General features: G+C 63.0%; 14 protein-coding genes. 5 read left to right on the top strand and 9 right to left on the bottom strand.

The window, feature by feature from the left end; genetic code table 11:
• The 3 genes from flgK to V3C85_RS12060 form a co-directional block, all read right to left on the bottom strand.
• Positions 1 to 1,455 carry a flagellar hook-associated protein FlgK gene (flgK, locus tag V3C85_RS12070; protein ID WP_331795349.1) on the bottom strand — a complete coding sequence of 485 codons (1,455 nt, stop codon included), beginning with the start codon at positions 1,453 to 1,455 and terminating at the stop codon, positions 1 to 3.
• Between the two features lie 11 nt (positions 1,456 to 1,466).
• Positions 1,467 to 2,774, bottom strand: a complete 1,308-nt coding sequence (locus V3C85_RS12065; RefSeq protein WP_331795348.1) for a flagellar hook protein FlgE — start codon at positions 2,772 to 2,774, stop codon at positions 1,467 to 1,469.
• A 93-nt stretch (positions 2,775 to 2,867) separates the two neighbouring features.
• Positions 2,868 to 3,707, bottom strand: coding sequence for a flagellar motor protein MotB (locus V3C85_RS12060; protein WP_331795347.1), 840 nt, complete (start codon positions 3,705 to 3,707; stop codon positions 2,868 to 2,870).
• Between the two features lie 284 nt (positions 3,708 to 3,991).
• On the opposite strand from V3C85_RS12060, the gene V3C85_RS12055 reads away from it, so the two are divergent.
• Positions 3,992 to 4,840 carry a YihY/virulence factor BrkB family protein gene (locus tag V3C85_RS12055; protein ID WP_331795346.1) on the top strand — a complete coding sequence of 283 codons (849 nt, stop codon included), beginning with the start codon at positions 3,992 to 3,994 and terminating at the stop codon, positions 4,838 to 4,840.
• A 49-nt stretch (positions 4,841 to 4,889) separates the two neighbouring features.
• Here the strand turns inward: V3C85_RS12055 and xylA are convergent, their stop codons facing one another.
• The 5 genes from xylA to V3C85_RS12030 all read right to left on the bottom strand — a co-directional run bounded on the left by xylA (position 4,890) and on the right by V3C85_RS12030 (position 10,921).
• A complete protein-coding gene (gene xylA / locus V3C85_RS12050) occupies positions 4,890 to 6,191 on the bottom strand; it encodes a xylose isomerase (protein ID WP_331795345.1) in 1,302 nt (433 codons plus the stop codon).
• Complete coding sequence (gene xylB, locus V3C85_RS12045; RefSeq protein WP_331795344.1) at positions 6,188 to 7,624, bottom strand: xylulokinase; 1,437 nt, start codon at positions 7,622 to 7,624, stop codon at positions 6,188 to 6,190. The genes xylA and xylB overlap by 4 nt, the downstream gene beginning before the upstream one ends.
• Positions 7,624 to 8,391: an ATP-binding cassette domain-containing protein gene (locus tag V3C85_RS12040; protein WP_331795343.1), complete on the bottom strand. Its 768-nt coding sequence runs from the start codon at positions 8,389 to 8,391 to the stop codon at positions 7,624 to 7,626. The genes xylB and V3C85_RS12040 overlap by 1 nt, the downstream gene beginning before the upstream one ends.
• 11 nt (positions 8,392 to 8,402) lie before the next feature.
• The gene (locus V3C85_RS12035) at positions 8,403 to 9,728 is read right to left on the bottom strand and encodes a sugar ABC transporter permease (protein WP_331795342.1); all 1,326 of its coding nucleotides are present in this window, start codon (positions 9,726 to 9,728) and stop codon (positions 8,403 to 8,405) included.
• Positions 9,729 to 9,895: 167 nt separating this feature from the next.
• Positions 9,896 to 10,921: a substrate-binding domain-containing protein gene (locus V3C85_RS12030; protein ID WP_331795341.1), complete on the bottom strand. Its 1,026-nt coding sequence runs from the start codon at positions 10,919 to 10,921 to the stop codon at positions 9,896 to 9,898.
• Between the two features lie 231 nt (positions 10,922 to 11,152).
• Between V3C85_RS12030 and V3C85_RS12025 the strand changes: the two genes are divergently transcribed.
• A complete protein-coding gene (locus V3C85_RS12025) occupies positions 11,153 to 12,412 on the top strand; it encodes an ROK family transcriptional regulator (RefSeq protein ID WP_331795340.1) in 1,260 nt (419 codons plus the stop codon).
• Positions 12,409 to 13,941 (top strand): CRTAC1 family protein, encoded by a 1,533-nt coding sequence (locus V3C85_RS12020; protein ID WP_331795339.1) that lies wholly within the window; start codon positions 12,409 to 12,411, stop codon positions 13,939 to 13,941. The genes V3C85_RS12025 and V3C85_RS12020 overlap by 4 nt, the downstream gene beginning before the upstream one ends.
• Positions 13,942 to 13,969: 28 nt before the next feature.
• Here the strand turns inward: V3C85_RS12020 and V3C85_RS12015 are convergent, their stop codons facing one another.
• Entirely contained in the window at positions 13,970 to 15,286 is a 1,317-nt protein-coding gene (locus tag V3C85_RS12015) for a cytochrome-c peroxidase (RefSeq protein ID WP_331795338.1), read from the bottom strand.
• 162 nt (positions 15,287 to 15,448) lie between these two features.
• On the opposite strand from V3C85_RS12015, the gene V3C85_RS12010 reads away from it, so the two are divergent.
• On the top strand, positions 15,449 to 17,254 hold the full coding sequence (locus V3C85_RS12010; RefSeq protein WP_331795337.1) for an autotransporter assembly complex protein TamA: 1,806 nt from the start codon (positions 15,449 to 15,451) through the stop codon (positions 17,252 to 17,254).
• Positions 17,254 to 21,396 carry a translocation/assembly module TamB domain-containing protein gene (locus tag V3C85_RS12005; protein ID WP_331795336.1) on the top strand — a complete coding sequence of 1,381 codons (4,143 nt, stop codon included), beginning with the start codon at positions 17,254 to 17,256 and terminating at the stop codon, positions 21,394 to 21,396. The genes V3C85_RS12010 and V3C85_RS12005 overlap by 1 nt, the downstream gene beginning before the upstream one ends.
• The last annotated feature ends 1 nt before the right edge of the window (position 21,397 follow it).

The following is a 21,397-nucleotide window of genomic DNA, read 5'->3' as shown; positions in this document are numbered from 1 at the left end:
TCAAATCTCCAGCAGGGTGCGCAGCATGTCATCCACCGTCTGGATCACACGCGCATTGGCGGCATAGGCTTGTTCGATCAGCATCAGATCCTGCATTTCATCATCCGTATCGACGCCGTTTTTCAGCAATTCCGTCTTCAGCGTTTCGGTGCGTGCCGCCGAAAAACTTGCCGCCGTTTCCGCCGACAGCCGGGCCGTTGCAGCCTGCGATCCGGCATCTGCCAAGATCTCGGCAAAACTGCCCGCAGCGGAAAATTGTGATGCGGCAGCGGGTCGGTCTTCGGTCAGCCGTGTCGCAATGCTTTGCAGAAGTGTGGGGTCGAAAATAGCCGATTGAGTGGCGGCGTTCATGCCGTCGCGCAGCCGCCAAAGCGATGCCCCACTGCTTTGTGTTAAGGTTGGATTGACAGAAATCCGCGCTGCAAGGCCGGCCTCATCCAGCGGCGCCATCGGGCCAAGGGAGTCGACAAAAAGACCGGCCTCACCCGTCGCCAGCGTCGGATCGACGCCAGGGCCGGCCGTTCGTTCGATCAGATCGCGCGCCAAGGCATCCAACTGGTTTTGCGCATCGACAGTGGTTTGGTCGCGCAATTCAAACTGCGCGGCAAGTCGCCCCTGGCCCAGTTTGCCACCATTGGGGCTGGCTGACACAACCTTGCCGTCGATTGTCAGGCCCGAAAGGGCACCTGTGGCCAAGGTCATCGTGGGGGTAATCGGTGTTGTGCTGCTGAACCCGAATTGCGCGGGGCGGCCATCCAGCAGCGTCACCCCAGTGGTTGAAAACAGCGTAACCTGCAAATTGTCACGGGCCACTTCGCGCAGGGGGATGATCTCTCCGATTTGGTCGATCAGCTTTTGCCGTTGATCCATCGCGGCAGAGGTGTCTTCCTTGCGCGTGGCCATCCGTGTGATTTGGGCATTCAGTTCCTGAACCGATTTCAGCGTTGTGTTCAAGAAACCGACATCACGGGCAATGGCGCTGTCGGCGTCCTGACGCGCTGTGGCGACCGTTTCGGATGCCGTTTTCAGCCCCGTTGCGAACTGATTTGCCGTATCGACAACGGACTGCAGCCTTGCATCAGAATCGGGGCGGGCGGCGGCTTCAACCACGGCGCGTTCAAAACTGGCAAGCCGTGCTGACAGTGATGTGCTGGTGGTGGGGTCGCCGTAGGCAGTCTCGAGTTTTGCGGCAAACTTGGCCTGTGTGTCCTGAAAAACATTGTTCGCACCGGCCAGCCGCAAATCCTGCACCAAGGCCTTGTCCACTTGCCGTTCGACAGAAACGATCTGCACGCCCATTCCGATGCCGCCAACCATGCGCCCGGTCACCACTGCCTCGCGTTTGGCATAGCCTTCGGTCAGCGCATTCGAAATGTTGCCAGATGCCACTTCTGCCAGCCGCGCGCCGGCAGATAGTCCCGAAAATGCATTGTTCAGCGCCGATGAAATGCCCATGTCCCCAACCCTTAGCGTTTGATATTCGTCGTTTCCTGCAGCATCTCATCGACGGTCTGGATCACCTTGGCGTTCGATGAATAGGCGCGCTGCGTCTGGATCAGCGCGGTAAGTTCTGCGGCGATATCGGTGGTTGACCCTTCGCGGGCATATCCGGCGATCGCCCCGGTCGGGCCGTCACCCGCATCCCACAGAAAAAACGAGCCCGAGTCAGGTGAAACCTGATAGGTCTGATTGTCCAAGGCGGTCAGGCCATTGATGTTGGGCACGTCGATCAGTGGAATCTGATAGATGCGGCGCACAAAGCCTGTGTCATAGCTGGCCAGAATATAGCCGTTTGAATCCACTTCCACCGCGGTCAGATTCCCGACAGGAGAGCCATCTTTGGTGATGTTTGTCGGGGCGAAACTGTCAGACAGTTGGGTCAAGCCGTTGGTTTCCCCGGTGCGGCCGATTTCAAGGTTGATCGGCCCACCGGCAACCGAAAGTTCGATCATCCCCGTCACCGGGTCATAAGCGCCACCAGAAACGGTTGTTACCGTGGCCAGTGTGCCGCCAGCCGTTCGCGAATCGTCAAAGGTCACTTCGTATTCACCGATGATCGCCCCATCCGAGGCGCTGTCGCGGATCTGCACTGTCCAACTGTTGGAATAGCCATTTGCGGGGACGACCGGGGTAAAGGTGATGTCCAGCGTTTCCGAAGTGCCCAGATTGCCGAAGTATTCGATCGTGCGTGACAGAGCCTCGCCCGAGGCACCGGCGGCCGTTTCGGTTGCAGGCAGGTTCGCGCCCAATGTGATGCGCGTCGTCGGGTCACCTGCCGTTTGGTTGACGTTGATCACGACAGGTTCCAGGCCCGAGACGGAATCGCGCGGAAAGTTTGGAATTTCGCCATCGGAATTTGCGGGCCAGCCCAACAGAACCAACCCCGATTCCGTGCGCAAGACGCCATCTGCATCGGCCCGGAACGCACCGGTTGTCGTCATCATCAAGGGAATGTCGCCGGCATCAACGCCCAGTGCCACAGCGGGCATGACGGGCAGCATGCCCCGCCCTGATACCGCCAGATCAAGCGCATTCGACGTGCCCACCAGGGCCCCCCGCTCTTCGATCAGGCGAATGGTGGAGGCCCTGACGCCCCCCGCAGCATAGGTGCCCGCCCCCCGAGAGTCTGAGATGACCATGCTTTCGAACTCGGCCGAGGCCCGCTTGTAGCCATAGGTCGAAGAATTCGCGATGTTGTCAGAGATGGTGGCAAGACGGGTTGCATTCGCGTTCAGCCCAGCCACCCCCGCATTCAGCGAGGAAGAAATCGTCATCTGTTCCGCCTTTCTACAGGTCGATGCGCCTTATGCATCGCACCCTGCAGCACGGCGATTAATGTGCCCCTAACAATGACAATTTGAACGATCTCAGCGGTCGGGGCGCAGCAAGATCACCTCCAGGCGGTTGTTGCGGGGGTTGCTGGCATCTGCGACGACAAGATCGCGATCCGCATGGCCCGACACGCGGGCAAACCTGCTGTCGGGCAAACCGTTCTGCACCATCATCTCGCGCAGTTTCTGGCCGCGTGCGGCAGACAGGCCCCAGACGGGATTGTCAATCAAGACAATCGGATAGCTGTGGGTGTGCCCATTGATTGCCAGCGCATTCGTTGTTGCCACCAGCACATCTGCCAGAACACTGGCAAGGCCGCCAAGGATTTCATTCGGTTCTGCGGCTTCGCCCTTGAACAAAGCGGCATCGGGCAGATCGAACAACTCAATCACCAGCCCTTCGTCCGTGATACGGGTCACCACATGTTGCAAGATCCGTTCCATCGTGGCGCTTTCGCCAGAGCGGGCCAGCAGTTGTTTTTCAACTTCGGCCAGCAGCACTTCGGGGGCCGCACCAGAATCGGCGCCTGCATTATCTGTGTTTGACGCCTGATTTTGCCTGCTACGATTTGGAGAGGATGTCCCCGATCCATTTCCCAGCAGCGTATTCTCTGAAAGAATCGAGTCGCCACCAAAGGCCCCATTCCCGCCACCCGACGTGCGGGAAATCGGGATGGATGGATTAAAGTAATCCGCCAGCCCCTTGCGCTGTTGTTCTGTCGTCGCGTTCAGCAGCCACATCAATAGAAAGAAGGCCATCATGGCCGTCACAAAGTCTGCATAGGCAACCTTCCACGCCCCACCGTGATGGCCGCCGCCGACAATGACTTTCTTTCGTTTGATGATGACTGGCGCGGCATTTGATTGCCCTGCCATCCACACACCCAATGTTTCACACCCACTGTCTGTTCTACGCAAAGCAGATGAACAGCGCCTTAAAAGCGGGTATTTTAGGAATTTCAGGCGCGCCACTCAGTGGCCGGCCATGCCCGCGATGACCGGCGGTTTTCATCGGGTTTTCTGTGGGGCACGGATCAGTTGCTGTGGGTTTGCTGTGCGAACGGCGCATTCTTTCGGGCCGGAATGGGGGGCACGGGCAAGCGTGCGTTGCAGCCGGGGGAAAGCTCGTTCACATTGGCGGGATGAAACAGACTGTCTTGATGATGAGAGACTTCGGTCTTGCGGTGTGGGGGCGGATCGGCGCGGGGCATTTCGGGCTGATCGCGGCGGGCGTGGCCTTTTATGCGATGTTCGCGGTCTTTCCCGGATTGGCGGCCAGCGTTGCGATCTGGAGCCTGGTGGCGGATCCGGCGGTGATGCAGGATTACCTCGAGGTCTCGCGTGAGTTTCTGCCTGCGGGGGCGTGGGCCTTGGTCAACAATCAGGTGATGATCCTGCTGTCGGCCCGAAAGGCGACGTTGGGTTGGGCGACGGGGGTGTCCATTCTGGTCGCGCTTTATTCTGCGCGGGCGGGGGTGGCGGCTTTGATCAGCGGGCTGGAGTTCGTGCACCGGTCTGATCCGCGGCCCTTTCTGTGGGGGCTGACGATTGATCTGATGGTGACGGGGGCGTTGGTGCTGGCGTTGTTTTCAGGGTTCACGACCAGCATCGCGGTGCCGATCATTCTGGATTATGTTGAGCTGGGTGTGGTGGGGGAGTGGTTGCTGGCGGTGTTGCCACGGTTGGCAATGTTTCTCGTGGTCTTGTCCTGCCTTGCCATTCTGTATCGCTTTGGGCCGCGTCGCAAGGCGCGGGGGATGGTTCCCAAGGTCTGGTTGGGGGTGCTGGTGGCGGCGGTGGCCTGGGCTTTGGTCAGCTATGCTTTCTCGGCCTATCTGGCGAATTTCAACAGCTATAACAGAATTTACGGGGCCATCGGTGCGGTGGCGGCCTTGATGATGTGGCTGTATCTGAGTGTCTGGGCCGTGCTGCTGGGGGGCGCAATCAACGCCGAGCTGACCGCGCGGGATCAGACCGTCTCTGGCAGAGACGGTCTTCCGGCTGAATGAAATCAAGGGCTTGGCCGGGGGTTTTTACCCAACCTTAGCCTTTGGCGGCCTAGACATACTTGTTCCACAGGTTTTCCAGCCGTTCCTGACGGCCCGATTTTGGCTGCGGTTCCAGGCCTTCGGCGGTAACGCGGGCAGCCGCCGACTCGAGGCTGCCGGCCAGCATTGCCTGCGCTGCCGGGGTTTGCCATCCGGCATAGCGTGCGGCGCGGGCCTGTTCCAATTCGCCCGAGTCAAGCAGGGCGGCGGCGGCTTTGAAGGCGCGGGCGCAGGTATCCATGCCGCCGACATGGGCCAGGATCAGATCCTCGGGGTCAAGGCTTTGGCGGCGGATCTTGGCGTCGAAATTGGTGCCGCCGGTGGTATAGCCGCCCGCGCGCAGAATCTCGTAAAAGGCCAAGGCCTTTTCGGCATGGTTGTTCGGGAACTGATCGGTATCCCAACCCGATTGGTAATCATTGCGGTTCATGTCGATTGACCCGAAAATGCCAAGGCTGGCGGCAAGGGCGATTTCATGTTCAAAACTATGGCCCGCAAGGATGGCGTGGCCCTGTTCGATGTTCACCTTGACCTCGGCCTCCAGCCCGAAATCCTTGAGAAAGCCGTAAACCGTGGCCACATCATAATCATATTGGTGTTTTGACGGCTCTTGTGGCTTGGGCTCGATCAGGATCGTGCCGGTAAAGCCGATCTTGTATTTATACTCGACCACCTGTTGCAGGAACCGGCCGGCATGGGCGCGTTCGGCGGCAAGGTCGGTGTTCAGCAGCGTTTCATAGCCTTCGCGCCCGCCCCACAGCACATAGTTCTGCCCGCCCAGTTTAAGCGTGGCATCCATGTTCGCCTTCACCGTTGCGGCGGCATAGGCATAAACATCGGGGTCGGGGTTGGTGGCCGCACCTGACATCCAGCGCCGATGGCTGAACAGATTTGAGGTGCCCCACAGCAGCTTGGCCTTATGCGCCTGCTGCTTTTCGCCCAGATAATCGACGATTTCATTCAGATTGCGCAGGGTTTCGGCAAAGCTGGCACCTTCGGGCCGGGCATCGGCATCGTGAAAGCAATAAAAGGGCTGGCCCAGAATATCGAACATGTCAAAGGCCACATCGGCCTTTTGTCTGGCCAGATCCATCGTGTCGCCAAACCACGGGCGATCAAGCGTTTGGCCGCCGAACGGGTCGCCGCCCGGCCAGGCAAAGCTGTGCCAATAGGCCACGGCAAAGCGCAGGTGATCTTCCATGCGCTTGCCCAGCACCACCTCATCGGGGTTGTAGTGGCGAAAGGCGAATTCGCTGGTGGCATTCGCGCCCTGATAGGTGATGGCGGGGATGTTTTTGAAAAAGTCGGTCATGTCAGGCTTTCAATAGCAGAGCGGGCGGCAAGATGGCGGGCATGGCCGGCATCAAAGGCCGCTTTCAGGGCGGGGTCGGGCAGAATTTCGCGGGCGATTTTCGGCAGAGTGGCAATCTCGGCCCCGGCACCGGTGGCGGCCATCAGGGCCAGCCGGGCCGCGCCAAAGGCACCGCCGAAATCGCCGGCAACAGGCAGTTGCACCGGGCAATCCAGCGCGGTGGCAATGGCACGCAACCAATAGTCTGATCGGGTGCCGCCCCCGACGGCCAACAGCTTTTCAAGCCTTGTGCCGGTGGCGGCCAATGCGTCTCGGCAATCGCGGAAGGCAAAGGTGACGCCTTCCAGCAGGGCGCGGGTGGCGGCGGCGCGGTCGGTGGCATGGTCAAGCCCGACAAAGGCCCCGCGAATACTGGCCGAGTTCAGCGGCGTGCGTTCGCCACCCAGATAGGGCAGGAACAGGGTCTTGCCGGGGGCCTGAAGCGGGCCAAGGCCCGAGGTCAGGCTGGCGGCATCACTGCCTGTCAGCCCGGCAAACCAGTTCAGCGCATCGGTGCAGGCCAGAATGACGCCCATCTGATGCCAGGTGTCGGGCAGGGCGTGGCAAAAGGTATGCACAGCGGTGGCCGCATCGGGGCGATAGCCATCATTCGCGGCGAACAGCACGCCCGAGGTGCCAAGGCTGATAAAGGCCTCGCCCGCGCGCACAGTGCCGACACCCACGCCCGAGGCGGCATTGTCGCCGCCACCCCCCGCCAGGATGACGCCGCGCGGCAGGCCCCAGCGGGCGGCCAGATCGGGGCGCAGCATGCCCGAGGGGGCAGAGCCTTCGACAAGGCGCGGCATGTGGCTGCGCGTCAGCCCGGTGGCGGCCAACAGGTCGTCCGACCAATCGCGCGCCCCGGTATCCAGCCAACTGGTGCCCGCGGCATCCGACATTTCGCCGACGTGATCGCCGGTCAGCCACAGGCGCAGGTAGTCTTTGGGCAAAAGCACCTTGGCCAGACGGTCGAACTGGGCCGGTTCGTGGCGGGCCACCCACAGGATCTTGGGGGCGGTAAAGCCGGGAAAGACGATATTGCCGGTCAGTCGGCGGAACATCGGGTCGCCATCCAGTTCGGCGGCCTCTTCATGGCTGCGGGTGTCGTTCCACAGGATGCAAGGGCGCAGCACCTGATCGCGGGCATCCAGCAGCGTGGCCCCGTGCATCTGGCCTGACAGGCCGATGGCCTGCACCTGACCAAGGCCATGCCCGGCCAGTTGGTCGAACACGGTTTCGGCGGCGGCGATCCAGTCGGCGGGGGCCTGTTCGCTTTGGCCCGGGGCAGGGCGGCTGACGGTCAGGGGGGCTGTGGCCTCGGCCAGCACCTGTTGGTCATGGCTTATCAGCACGCCCTTAAGGCCGGACGTGCCCAGATCAAGGCCGATGAACATCAGTAGGCCTGTGGCGGTTTCTTGCCCGCGATGATCATGCCAAGGATGTCATCATCGGTGACCTCGTTCACATTCACGCAGCCGATGTTCTGGCCGTTCTTCATGATCACCGCGCGGTCGCACAGCTCCATCACGGCATGGATGTCATGTTCGATCAGGAAGATGCCAAGGCCCTGGGCCTTTAGTTCCTGGATCAGTTCGGCCACCATCTGGGTTTCATGCGGGCCAAGGGCGGCGGTGGGTTCGTCCATGATCAGGATCTTGGCGTTGAAATAGACCGCGCGGGCAATGGCAACCGACTGGCGTTGCCCGCCTGACAGCGCGCTGACCGGCACGTTGAACTTGCGGAAGTTCGGGTTCAGGCGGCTCATGATCTTGCGGGTCTCGGCCTCCATCCGCGTGTCGTCCAGAAAGCCTGCGGGGCTGACCAGTTCGCGGCCCAGAAACAGGTTTGACGCTGCGTCAAGGTTATCGGCAAGGGCAAGCGTCTGGTAGATCGTCTCGATGTTGTATTTGCGGGCGTCGCGGGGGCTGTTGATCTGCACCTGCTGGCCGTTGATGTAGATCTGGCCCGCATCCTTGTGATAGGCGCCCGACAGGCATTTGATCAGGGTCGATTTGCCAGCCCCGTTGTGGCCCAGCAGGCCGACGACTTCACCCGGATACAGGTTGACCGTGACGTGATCGACGGCCTTGATGCCCCCGAAGGCGATCGAGATGTCGCGCAGCTCGACCAGCGGGGTGCCTTTGTTTGGATTACCACTCATCACGCTTCCCCTTATTTGCGGCGGCTGTTGTAAACGTTGTCAAGATAGACGGCGAGGACGAGGACAAGGCCCACGACGATGCGCTGGATCGAGGCGTCAAAGCCGATCAGCACCATCCCCGATTGCAGGCTTTGCATCACCAGCGCGCCCAGAATGGCGCCGTAGATGGTGCCCAGCCCCCCGGCCAGCGAGGTGCCCCCGATGACGGCGGCGGCGATGACGTAAAGTTCGTCCAGCGTGCCCAGCGCATTGGTTGCGCTGTTCAGGCGGGCCGAGGCGATGACAGCGGCAAGGCCGGTCAGCGCCCCCATCAGCGCAAAGATCTTGGTCGTCATCATCTTGGTGTTGATGCCGGCCAGCGCCGCGGCCTCGGGGTTGCCACCGATGGCAAAGACATAGCGGCCAAAGCGGGTGCGGGTCATCAGGATGGTCATGACGATGCCGACACCGATCAGGATCAGCACGGGAATGGCAAAGCCATGGCTGATGAACAGCGTGTCGGGGTCGGCCTCTAGCCCGTTGTCGCGGATATAGGCGCGCACGATGCCGATGGGCCAGGGATAGGCGTTGACCAGAAGAACCGCGCCGATCACCGCGCCACAGCCGACGGCCCCCAGAAAATACTCGGCCCACAGCGGGCGCAGCGGAAAGTCATGCTTGCGCCGCCCCGCCCGGCCCGAGATCAGCAGAAAGACGATGCCGGCACAGGCCAGCAGGCCGACGATCCAGCTGCCGGTTGATCCGATGGCGCCATATGGCCCGCCCCCCAACAGCGCAAAGGTGGAATCGACCGGAGAGATCGTCTTGCCGCCATTGGCGATAAAGGCCATGCCGCGCCAGACCATCAGCCCGCCCAGCGTGACGATAAAGGACGGGATCTTGCGATAGGCGATCAGCCAGCCATGCAGCGCCCCGATCAGCGCGCCCAAGGCAATGCCGAACAACGTGGTGATAATCCAGATCGACCAATGCCCGATGCCAAGGATATTTGGCAGGATGTCCACTTGCAGGATGCCCATGGCCATGCCCGTCACCCCGATCAGCGACCCGACCGACAGGTCGATGTTGCGGGTGACGATCACCAGCACCATTCCGGTCGCCATGATGCCGATGCTGGATGTCTGAACCGACAGGTTCCACAGGTTGCGCGGCGTCAGGAAGGCGCCGCCATTGTTGAACAGGGCACCGTAAACGTGAAAGCCAACCCAGATCAGCAACAGCGCGCCCAGCATCCCCAACAGGCGGGTATCAATCTCGGTCGCCTTCAGCAGCTTGGTCAGCGGGTTTCCGCCAGCTTTCTGCATCGGTGGGGGGGCGGAATGGGATGTATCAGTCATCTTCTGGTCCAGACTGCAGGGGGACAGAATTCAACAAGGCGCATCAGGCTGGCCCCAAGGGTTGGGGGCAGATGCAGGCCGAGCGGCGGGTAAAGGGGGCGTGTCTTAGCAAGAAAGGGTGCCGGGCACAGCCTTTGCAGGCACTGGCCCGGCACCCTAGGGCTGATTTATTCGCAGCCAACAACGCCGGGCATTGCGCCTTCGCAAGCCTGCTCTTTGGTGATGTGGCCTGCGTCGATGGCGACGTTCAGGTTGTCTTTGGTCAGCGGGGTGGGTGCCAGCAGGATGGCATTCATCTCGATGCCCTTTTCGCCGCCCGAGAACTTGGACGCACCGGCGATCGAGTCAAGTGCCGCCCCATCGGCCAGAGCCGAGGCGATTTCGCCCGCTGCCTTGCCAAGCTGACGCGCGTCTTTCCAGACCGAAACGGTCTGGGTGCCACGGGCAACGCGGTTGATGGCCGCAAGGTCACCATCCTGGCCGCCGACCGGAATGGTCAGGCCCTGCCCGGCAAGGGCTGCCACGGCACCACCCGCCATGCCATCGTTCTGCGACAGAACGGCGTCAACGGCGTTGTTGTTGGCGGTCAGGATCTGCTCCATGTTCTTCTGGGCATTTTCCGGCTTCCAGCCATCCGAGAAGGCTTCACCGACGATCTTGATCTTGCCCGCTTCGACATCGGGGCCGATCACTTCCATCATGCCTTGCAGCAGGAAACCGGCATTCGGATCACCGGGGTCGCCCTTGATGATGGCGTAATTGCCTTCGGGCTGCACGCCCTTGACGGTTTCGGCGATGATGCGGCCGACGCCGACGTTGTCGAAGGTCAGGTAAAAGGTGCGCTCGTCTTCGATCAGGCGGTCATAGCCAACGACCGGAATACCTTCGGCTGCGGCCTTTTCGATGGCGGGGCCGATGGCGTCTTTGTCCCATGCGTTGATGATCAGGGCATCGACGCCTTGGGCGATCAGCGCCTCGATATCGGTCAGCTGCTTGGCCGAGGACGATTCAGCATCGGCCGAGACATATTCATTGCCCGCCGCGGTCAGTGCGGCGACGACAGCGGCTTCGTCGATCTTCCAGCGCTCTTCCTGAAAGCTGCCCCAGGAGACGCCGATTTTCTTGCCTTCGGCGAGTGCTGCCGAAGAAAAGCCAGCCGCTGCGATCACGGCGAGCACGATTGCGTTACGCATAAGTATCCTCCCTATGGATGCGGTCTGCGTAGACCGGTCCGGCAGATTCGCCGATACGGGTGAAAAATTGCCCGTAATAAATTCAGTTGTCAAAATAAAAATAATCCGCAAACTGCGGGCTGCCTAATATCTGGTTGAAATTACGCTGCTGTGCAGCAATTTTTGGGCGGTGAGGGGATAAGTTGGCTGATTTTTACTTTGGAAGATGAATAAATGCAGGCCAGAGACCCCGTGAGCGAGGCAAATGAGGGGCGCAAGGGGGTGGGGCCGCTGATCCCGCCGCTGACCGAATCGCAGCGCCCCCTGCGGCAGCAGATCTTTGAGAGGGTGCGCGCGGCCGGGTTGATCCCCCGCGTGCAGGTCGCCAAGGAACTGGGCGTCTCGCCGGCCTCGGTGACGACGATCACATCCGAATTGATCGACTCTGGTCTGATCGAAGAGGTGACCACCGCGCGCGACGGAGAGAGCGTGCGTGGCCGGCCTGCCGTGGCGCTGGGCGTGCGGGCCAGTGCGCATCGGGTGGCGGGGATGAAGATTTCAGACCGCGAGCATACGGCGGTGATCGTCGATTTCGCGGGCAAGCTGATTGCCGATGATGCCGTGCCACGCCGCCCCGGCCCGATGACCGTGGCCGAATTGCTGGAAGCGGTCGAATCGTTGCTGGATCGGGTCTGCGCCAAGGCCGGGCTGGCGCGGGCCGATCTGTCGGCGGTGGGGCTGGGCGTGCCGGGCTATGTGGACAGTCTGGAGGGGATGGTGCTGTGGTCTTCGGTGCTGACCGACCGGAATGTGCCGGTGGCGGCCGAAGCCGCGCGGCGTCTGGGCCTGCCGGTCTGGGTGGATAACGATGCCAATCTGGTCGCACTGGCCGAACAATGGTTTGGCGCAGGGCGGGGGCTTTCGGATTTTGCGGTGGTGACGATCGAACATGGGGTGGGCATGGGCTTTGTCATGAACCACCGCCTGTATCGCGGCACGCACCGGGTGGGGATGGAGTTGGGCCATACCAAGGTGCAGCTGGACGGGGCCCTGTGCCGCTGTGGCCAACGCGGCTGCCTTGAGGCCTATGTGGCCGATTATGCGCTGGCGCGCGAGGCGGCGACGGCGCTGAACTGGGGGCACAAGGACGGGCAGTCGATCGGGGTGCTTCTGGAAAGCCTGTATGACCGTGCCAAGGCCGGGAATGCCACGGCGCGGTCGATCTTTCGGCGGGCGGGGCGGTTTCTGGCGGTGGGGTTGTCGAATGTGGTCAACCTGTTTGATCCGGCGCTGATCATTCTGTCGGGCGAAAGGATGCGCTATGATTATCTCTATGCCGCCGAAACCCTGGCCGAGATGGATAATCTGGTAATCAACACCGGGCGGGCGCGGACGCCGATCGAAATCCACGCCTGGGGCGATCTGTTATGGGCGCATGGCGCGGCGGCTTTGGCCTTGTCGGCCGTTTCGGAAAGCCTGTTGGCGCAAAACCGCGAGATGGCAGCGCAATGATCCGGCTGGTCTTTGGTCTTTTGCTGATCGCCGCGCCGGTCTGGGCCGAGCCTGCCTTTGTGAACCGCGCGGGCGCCCTGCCGGCGGCGCAGGTCTATGATGGCGAGTGGGAGCATTATGTAGGCGGCGGCGTTGCGATTTTCGATTGCGACAATGATGCCCGGCCCGATCTGTTTGCCGCAGGCGGCAGCAATCCGGCGGCACTGTTTCGCAACACCACGCCTGCGCCGGGGGCGGATATTGCCTTTGAACGGGCAGAGTTTCCGGCCATGACGGGCGTGACCGGGGCCTACCCGCTGGATGTCGATGCCGACGGGCTGCTGGATCTGATGGTGCTGCGGGTGGGGCCGAATGTGCTGCTGCGCGGGCTGGGGGCCTGCCGTTTTGCCGATGCCACAGCCGAATGGGGTTTGGAACCGGGCGATCACTGGACCACCGCCTTTGCCGCCACATGGGAGCCGGGGAACAACTGGCCCAGCTTTGCCGTGGGCAATTACGTTGATCTGAAAGACCCGACCGGCCCGTTCGAGGCCTGCGACGCCAACCAGTTGCATCGCGGCGGGGCAGGCCGGTTTGAACCGCCCCTGCCGATCACCCCCGGCTTTTGCGCCTTGTCGATGCTGATTTCTGACTGGAAACGGACAGGCAGCCCCGAATTGCGCATCTCGAACGACCGGCAATATTATGTGCGATCAGGATATGAACAGATGTTCACCCTGCGCCCCCTGCGCGAATATGGCGAGGCCGAGGGCTGGCCCAAGGTGCGGCTGTGGGGAATGGGCATTGCCAGCCGCGACATCACCGGCGACGGTTTGCCCGAAGTGATGTTGACCTCGATGGCCGATCAGTTGTTGCAGATCAACACCGGTGGCGGGGTGATGAAAGACGCGCCCTATGGCATCGGCACCTATGCGACCACGCCCTATACAGGCGATGACGGGCGGCCATCGACGGGCTGGCATGCCGAATTCGGCGACATCGACAATGATGGGCGCGACGATCTGTTCATTGCGAAGGGCAATGTGAACCAGATGCCGTCAAACGCCATTCACGACCCCAATAACCTGCTGATGCAGCAGGCCGATGGCACCTTTGTGGAAAAGGGCGATGTGGCCGGGGTGGGCACTGTCGAACGGTCGCGCGGGGCGGGGCTGGTCGATCTGAACGCAGACGGGCGGCTGGATATTGTGGTGATCAACCGCCGGGCGCCGATGGAAATCTGGCAGAATGCAACCAAGCCGACGGGCAACTGGGCCGCAATCGACCTGCGCCAGCCGGGGCCGAATGCGCGGGCCGTTGGCGCCTGGGTCGAGTTGCGCAGCGGCGGGCAGGTGCGAACGCAAGAGATCACCGTCGGCGGCGGCCATGCCTCGGGCCATGCGACGCCGGTGCATTTTGGCCTGGGCACAGCCACCCAAGCCGAGTTGCGGGTGATCTGGCCCGATGGTGCCACCTCCGCTTGGGTGCCCTTGCCCACCGGGCGGGTTGTGGCCGCGATGCGCGACGGCGACGCCCTGCGGTTAGAGTGACGCCGCAGCACAAGGACGGGCCTGCCCCCTATTGATCGACCGGCAGGCCGCTGGGAACGTGATCGGGCACGCCAAGCCGGCCCGTGCGGGCTGTCGGGCTTTCCAGACTGCCAAGAAAGGCAAGGATGTCGGCCAGTTCCGTCTGCGACAGCGCGACGGGGGTTTGTGTGACCGCCGCGGCGATGGCCGCGTATTCCTCTTTGCCGTCAAGCAGGGCCCAATCGGGTTTGGCGGCATCGAACGGGGCCAGCACGGCCTGCGGCTGATAGCGGGCCAGCCCGGCCACCGGATCGATATGATGGCGCAAAAAGGCGGCAAGATCGGCATGGGCCCCGGCATGGCCATAGGGCGCCGTCAGGGTGATGTTGCGCAGCGATGGGGTGCGAAAGGCGTAACGATCGGCCGGATCATTCGTGACCCGCATCCGGCCAATGTCACGCTGATGGCGTTCAAACCGTTCGCCCTTGCCGGGGCCAAGCTGCGGCTCTCCCATCGCGTGGAAATTATGGTCGGTCTGGAATGGGCCGGAATGGCAATCGGCACAACCGGCCTTGCCATAGAACAGGTCCATCCCGGCCTTGGCCGCGCCGGTCAGCGGGGCCTCGCCGCGCAGATGGGCGTCAAACGGGCTGTCATCCGACCGGAATTCAAAGGCCACGAAATCGGCGATCATGTTCGAGACATCGGAAAATTCCAGCTTGCGGCCACGGGTTTCCGGGGCGGCCTGATCATACAGCGCGCGATAGTCAGGGATGCTTTCGACGCGGGCGGCGATCTTGTCCCATGCGCCGCCGGGCGCGGTGATGATGCCCTGACGCACGGCAATGGCGATCTCGTTTTCTTCGTAATGGCCGGCCATTTCATCGCCCGACAGCACCGGGAACATGTTTTGCGCCGACAGGATCGACGAAAAGCCCATCACCATTTCATCCTCCAGCGGCGTGCGCAGGCCCGAGGCGCGGCTGGCGTCTTTTTCCAGCCGCCCATCGTGGAACAGGCGGGTGAATTCATGCGCGCCAAGGTTCCACAAGGCGGGCGCATTGCGCGGAATGCGCTGTTCGGGCAGGTTGTCCGGGTCGGCTGTGCGGCTGGGGCCAAGGCCGATCCCGCCCTCTCCCAGGGCCAGCGACTGACCGTCGGATGTGCCAAAGCGGGGGTGATGGCAGGTGGCGCAGGCGATGGTGCGGTTGCCGGAAATCACCTTGTCATAGAACAAAAGCTGGCCCAATTCGGCCCGCGCCATCTCAATCTGGCGGAAATCGGCCTCTGTCACGGGAACGGGAACCGGCGTGTCGGCGTTTGCTGCAAGGGTCGTGGCAAGAAAAAGCAGGGGCGTGATGCGCATGGTGGCTTCCTTGAGTTCGGGCAAGACTAGCCGTGGGGCAGGCCTTGGCAAAGCGGAATTCTCACGGTTCTGTTGGCGCGCGTTGCACAATCACGCGCGACTTGCGATACTGTTGATTGTACGATTTGGAGTTCGCCCGTGACGCACCGATTTTCTCGCAGATTGCCGCTTGGGATATCGGTGTTTCTGGCCACCAGTCTGGCTGTAACCCAGATGTCGGTGGCGCTGGATGGTGTGCAATTCAACGTGGTCGGGCAGGATGAGGATGTCGGGGCCGATCTGCGGGCCTCGTCCTTGCTGCTGGCGCTTGAAAGTGACGCGCCCGATGATGTGTTTGCCGCGGCACAGGCCGAATACGGGCGGCTGATCGGGGCGCTGTATGCGCGCGGTCATTATTCGCCGGTGATTTCGGTCAAGATCGACGGGCGAGAGGCCGCGTCGATCGCCCCGCTGGATACCCCCAAATCGGTGGGCCGCATTCAGGTGTCGGTTGATCCGGGGCCGGTCTTTGCCTTTTCGGAAACGCGGGTGGCCCCTTTGGCGGCGGGCACCGATCTGCCCGATGGTTTCCGCAAGGGAGAGGCTGCGCGCAGCGGCACCGTCAAGGCGGCTGTGGCCGCAGGGGTCGAGGGCTGGCGCGATGTGGGCCATGCCAAGGCTGCCGTTGCGGGGCAGCGCGTCATTGCCGATCACCGTGCCAGCGAACTGGCAGTTGATGTCAGCCTGACGCCGGGGCCGCGGCTGCGGTTTGGCCCGGTGGTGATCAATGGCAACGAACGCACCCGCACCAATCGGGTGCGCAAGATTGCGGGCCTGCCCGAGGGCGAGGTGTTCAGCCCCGCCGAGGTTGAGAAAGCCGCCAACCGCCTGCGCCGCACCGGGGCGTTCAGTTCCGTCAGCATCACCGAAGATGAACAGATCACCGCGCCCGACCTGTTGGGTATGACGGTGACCGTGGTGCCCGAAAAGCCGCGTCGCCTGTCATTCGGGGCCGAGATTTCCAGCCTTGACGGGCTAGACCTGACCGCGCTGTGGATGCATCGCAACCTGCTGGGCGGGGCTGAAAAGCTGGTGATCGAGGGCGAGGTGTCGCAGATCGGCGCGCAGGAAAACGGGGTGGATTACCGCCTTGGCGTCACCATCGAAAGACCTGCCACGCTGACGCCCGATACCACGCTGCAATTCTCGACAGAATTTGAGCATCTGGACGAGCCGAATTATCTCTCGGACGGGGCGACGGTGGCCCTGGGGTTTGCGCATATCTTCAGCGACACGCTGTCAGGCCGCATCGGCGTGGGCTATGAGTTTGAGGATGGCAAGACGATTGCCGATGACGGCAGCGTGGTGGGCACGTTTCAATACAAATCCCTGACCCTGCCCATTGGCGTGACATGGGACAAGCGCGACAGCACAACCGATGCGAAAAGCGGCTTTTACATCGATGCCGAGGCCAAGCCGTTCCTGGGCTTTGGCACCACGGATTCGGGCCTGCGCGCCTATGGCGATCTGCGCGGCTATTACGGCTTTGGCGCTGACAAGCGGTTTGTGCTGGCCGGGCGCGTTCAGGCCGGGGCGGTGTTTGGGGCGTCGCTTTTGAACACCCCGCGGGATGATCTGTTCCTGTCAGGCGGCGGCGGCACCGTGCGGGGCCAGCCCTATCAATCCTTGGGCATCGAGATTCCCAGTGGCGGCACGACCTATACGGTGGGCGGCAACCGCTTTCTGGCCACATCGCTGGAGGCGCGGGTAAAGGTGACAGAGACGATTGGCGTTGTCGGCTTTGTCGATGCGGCGCGGGTGGATGAGGATTCGTTCTTTGGCGCCAGCGGCGACTGGCATGCCGGGGCGGGCTTTGGCCTGCGCTATGCCACCGGCATCGGCCCGATCCGTCTGGATGTGGCCGCCCCCGTGCAGGGCACGACGGGCAATGGCGTGCAGATCTACGTCGGCCTTGGGCAGGCATTCTGATGCGGCGCCCCCTTATCCCCCTTGCGCTGATCGCGCTGACCCTTGCCCCGCAAGGCATGGCCCAGGAAACCGATGAAACCCGCGAAGACCGTGGTCGCATCGTGGCCTTTATCGAAGACAATCTGTCGGGCGCGGGCCGGCAGGTGATCTTGCGTGATTTCGAGGGGGCCTTGTCCTCGCGCGCCACCGCCTCGCAATTGACGATTGCCGATGATCAGGGCGTCTGGCTGACGGTGAATGACATCGTGCTGGATTGGAACCGGGCCGCGCTGCTGACCGGGGCCTTGTCGGTGAATGAACTGACAGCGGGCGAGATCATCGTTGACCGCGCCCCCGTGGCCCAGGCCGATGCGCCCGCGCCCGAGGCAACGGGCTTTAGCCTGCCCGAACTGCCGGTGTCGGTGAATATCGGCAAGATCAACGCCGCCCGCGTGGTGCTGGGCGAAAGCCTGATCGGCCAGGCGGTGGAAGGCACGGTTTCGGCATCGGTGGCGCTGAACGGCGGGCAGGGCGACGTGTCGCTGTTGATCGACCGCACCGATCAGGGGCCTGCGGGCCAGATCAACCTGCAAGCCAGCTATGACAATGAAACCCGGCAACTGGCCATTGATCTGGCGGCAGTCGAGTCGGCAGATGGGCTGGCGGTCACTCTGCTGGGCATTCCGGGCCAGCCTTCGGCCGATCTGACGGTGCAGGGCCAAGGCTCGCTGGATGATTTCGTGGCGCAGATCGCCTTGCAAACCGATGGGCAAGATCGCCTGTCGGGTCAGGCGGCGCTGCGTGCCGGGGCGGCCGAGGGCGATCAGGCGTTCAGCGCCGATCTGTCGGGCGATCTGGCCCCGCTTTTCGTGCCAGAATATCAGGACTTTTTCGGCGATACCGTGGCGTTGCAGGTAGCGGGCCAAAAGGCGGCCACCGGTGTTCTGGATGTGTCGGCCCTGTCGATTACCACCAGCAGCCTGCAACTGGATGGCGCGCTGCGCCTTGCCGGGGATGGCCTGCCCGAGCAGTTGCGCCTGACCGGGCGGCTGGCCAATCCGTCGGGGGCGGCGGTTGTGCTGCCGGTGGGCAGCCCGGTGGCGCTGGATGGTCTGGATCTGGACATCGCCTATGACAGCCGTCAGGGCGAAACATGGACGGCACGCCTGACCGGGCAGGGCCTTGATCTGCCACAGGTGCAGATCCCGGCCTTTGATCTGGCCGGGTCGGGGCGCATCAACCGTCAGGCGAATGATCCGCTGTTTGGCGGCACATTGCGCGGCACGGTTGGCGGCATGGTGTTTGACGATGCGCGCCTGTCGCAGGCGATTGGGGCCGATCTGGCCTTGGAAACCCGGTTCTGGTGGCAGCGCAGCGCCGATGTGTTCAGCATCGGCAATCTGACAGCCACCGGCCAAGACCTTGCGCTGCGCCTCTCGGGCGAGGTGGACGGCCTGTCGGCAGGGCTGCGCCTGAATGGGCGCGTGCAGGCCACCGCCAGTGATCTGGGCCGCTTTTCCGGGTTTGCCGGGCGCGATCTGGCCGGCGCGGGCGAGGTGCTGCTGACCGGTCAGGGCAGCCCCTTGGGCGGCGATTTTGACGTGGATCTGCAAGTGGTGGGCACCGATCTGGGGGTGGGCATCGCGCAGGTTGACAGCCTGCTGGCCGGGCGATCCCAGCTGGATCTGGCCGTGGTGCGTGACCCCACGGGCACCGAACTGCGCCGCCTTGCCCTGCGCAGTCTGGCCGTTTCGGTCGATGGCAGCGGGCAACTGGATTCTGATACGGCGCAGGCCGAGATCACCTTTACCGTGCCTGATCTGTCGGTGGCGGGGGCTGGCTTTGGCGGGTCGGCCAGTGGTCAGGCCAGCCTGTCGGGGCCGCTGATGCAAGGCCGGGCCGATATTGCGGCCAATGTGCAGGCACAGGATATTCAGGTTTCTGTGCCCGAGGTGGACCGCCTGTTGGCAGGCCGCACCCAGATTGATTTCGCAGGCGCGCTGACAGATGCGGCCTTGCAGATCACCCGCGCCGATCTGCAAGGCCAAAGCTATGCAGCGCAGCTGTCGGGCATCGTTTCGGCCGATGTGAATGACATCGCGGGCAGCGTTTCGCTGGCTGATCTGTCGGTGATCCGGCCCGAATATGGCGGGGCGGTGCAGGCCGATTTCACGGTGCAAGGCACGGTGGATCAGGCGGCGCTGACGCTGAACGGCGCAACCACCGATCTGGCGATCGGGATTGCCGAGGTGGATGGCCTGCTGCGAGGCCGGACTGTGGCCAGCCTGACCGCCGATCTGCAAGGGCAGGCGCTGAACATCGCCTCGGCCCGGATCGAGGGGCAACAGGTGACGGCGCAGGTGCAGGGCCTGCTGGATGCCAAGGGCAGCGATGTGACCGGCCGGGTGGAACTGACCAATCTGGCCACGGTGCGCGCAGGGTTTGGCGGCGCTGTCGCGGCAGATTTCACCGCCAAAGGCACAGTTGATGCGGCGGCGCTGACGCTGGCGGCCACGGCGCGCGATTTGCGGGTGGGGCAGTCGCAGGCCAATGCGCTGTTGGCGGGGGCCACCAGCCTTGATGCCGTGGTGCGTGTGCAGGATGGCCAGTTGCGCATCGACAGTGCCCGGTTGGATAACCCGCAACTGACGGCCAGTGCCGCAGGTCAGGTGGCAGGTGGGGCACAATCGCTGGAACTGGACGCGCGGCTGGTGAACCTTGCGCTGCTGCTGCCCGAATTTCCGGGGCCCGTCACCCTGCGCGGCACAGCCGCCGAACAGGCGGCGGGCTACCGCGTCGATCTGGCGGGCACCGGGCCGGGGCAGATTGATGCCACCATCCGGGGCCAGATTGATGGCGATTTTGGCGGCGGCGATCTGGCGATTGCCGGCTCGGCTCAGGCGGGGCTGGCCAATCCGTTTCTGGGCACGCGCGTGCTGTCGGGGCCGATTGCGGTGGATCTGCGCCTGAACGGGCCGTTTGCCCTGTCGTCGCTGTCGGGGCGGGCCACCCTGTCGAATGGCCGGATGGCCGATGCGACCTTGCCGTTTTCGCTGACCGATCTGTCTGCCGATATTGGCCTGAACGCAGGGCAGGCCGATGTGACGGTGTCGGCGGGCGTTTCGACCGGCGGGTCGCTTGGCGTGCGCGGCGGGATCGGGCTGGCCGCACCCTTTGCGGCCGATCTGGGCATCACCCTGTCGGGCGTGGTGGTGAAAGATCCGCAGCTTTATCAGACCCTTGCCAATGGTCAGCTGCGGCTGGCCGGGCCGCTGACCGGGGGCGCGGTGCTGTCGGGCCGGATCGCTTTGCCCGAAACCGAGATCCGCATCGCCTCGACCGGGCTGGGGGGGGCGGGTGATCTGCCGGGGCTGGAACATCGCGGCGAACCGGCGGCAGTGCTGGAAACCCGCCGCCGCGCGGGCCTGCTAGAGCAGACGCAGGACACCAGCAGCACCCCGCGCCGCCCCTATGGGCTTGATCTGGTGATCTCGGCCCCGAACCGATTGTTCATCCGGGGCCGTGGCCTTGATGCCGAATTGGGCGGTGAACTGCGCGTGGCGGGCACCAGCGACAATGTGATCCCGTCGGGCGGGTTTGATCTGATCCGGGGGCGGTTGGAAATTCTGGGCCGCAGGCTGGACCTGAGCGAAGCCTCGATGCAGCTTGAGGGCAGCTTTGACCCCTTTCTGCGCATCGTGGCCAGCACCGAGGCCGATGGCGTCACGGCCAATGTGGTGATCGAAGGCCAGGCAACCGACCCGACCGTCAGCTTCACCTCATCGCCCGATTTGCCAGAAGAGGAAGTGATCGCCCAGATCCTGTTCGGCAAACGGCTGGAAAGCCTGTCGGCGCTTCAGGCCGTGCAACTGGCCAATGCAGTGGCCACATTGGCGGGCCGGGGCGGCGAAGGCATCGTGTCGCGCCTGCGCAGCGGCATCGGCCTTGATGATCTGGATGTGCAGACCACCGATGACGGATCGGCCCAACTGACGGCGGGCAAATACATCACCGAGAATGTCTATTCCGAAGTGACAGTCGATCAGACCGGCAAAAGCGAGATCAGCCTGAACCTTGATCTGACCGACAGCATCACGGTGAAAGGCCGGGTCGGCAATGATGGCGACACCGGCCTGGGGCTTTACTACGAAAAAGACTACTGAC

Origin of the sequence: Pseudotabrizicola sp. L79, from assembly GCF_036553525.1 — a bacterium.
Taxonomy (GTDB): Bacteria; Pseudomonadota; Alphaproteobacteria; order Rhodobacterales; family Rhodobacteraceae; genus Pseudotabrizicola.
Note: the sequence above shows the minus strand (reverse complement) of the source record. Positions and strands in the feature narration are given on the sequence as shown.

Coding starts and splice junctions, on each gene's coding strand:
- flgK (WP_331795349.1), bottom strand. CDS start 1,455: ATGGGCATTTCATCGGCGCTGAACAATGCATTTTCGGGACTATCTGCC.
- V3C85_RS12065 (WP_331795348.1), bottom strand. CDS start 2,774: ATGACGATTTCTTCCTCGCTGAATGCGGGGGTGGCTGGGCTGAACGCG.
- V3C85_RS12060 (WP_331795347.1), bottom strand. CDS start 3,707: ATGGCAGGGCAATCAAATGCCGCGCCAGTCATCATCAAACGAAAGAAA.
- V3C85_RS12055 (WP_331795346.1), top strand. CDS start 3,992: ATGATGAGAGACTTCGGTCTTGCGGTGTGGGGGCGGATCGGCGCGGGG.
- xylA (WP_331795345.1), bottom strand. CDS start 6,191: ATGACCGACTTTTTCAAAAACATCCCCGCCATCACCTATCAGGGCGCG.
- xylB (WP_331795344.1), bottom strand. CDS start 7,624: ATGTTCATCGGCCTTGATCTGGGCACGTCCGGCCTTAAGGGCGTGCTG.
- V3C85_RS12040 (WP_331795343.1), bottom strand. CDS start 8,391: ATGAGTGGTAATCCAAACAAAGGCACCCCGCTGGTCGAGCTGCGCGAC.
- V3C85_RS12035 (WP_331795342.1), bottom strand. CDS start 9,728: ATGACTGATACATCCCATTCCGCCCCCCCACCGATGCAGAAAGCTGGC.
- V3C85_RS12030 (WP_331795341.1), bottom strand. CDS start 10,921: ATGCGTAACGCAATCGTGCTCGCCGTGATCGCAGCGGCTGGCTTTTCT.
- V3C85_RS12020 (WP_331795339.1), top strand. CDS start 12,409: ATGATCCGGCTGGTCTTTGGTCTTTTGCTGATCGCCGCGCCGGTCTGG.
- V3C85_RS12015 (WP_331795338.1), bottom strand. CDS start 15,286: ATGCGCATCACGCCCCTGCTTTTTCTTGCCACGACCCTTGCAGCAAAC.
- V3C85_RS12005 (WP_331795336.1), top strand. CDS start 17,254: ATGCGGCGCCCCCTTATCCCCCTTGCGCTGATCGCGCTGACCCTTGCC.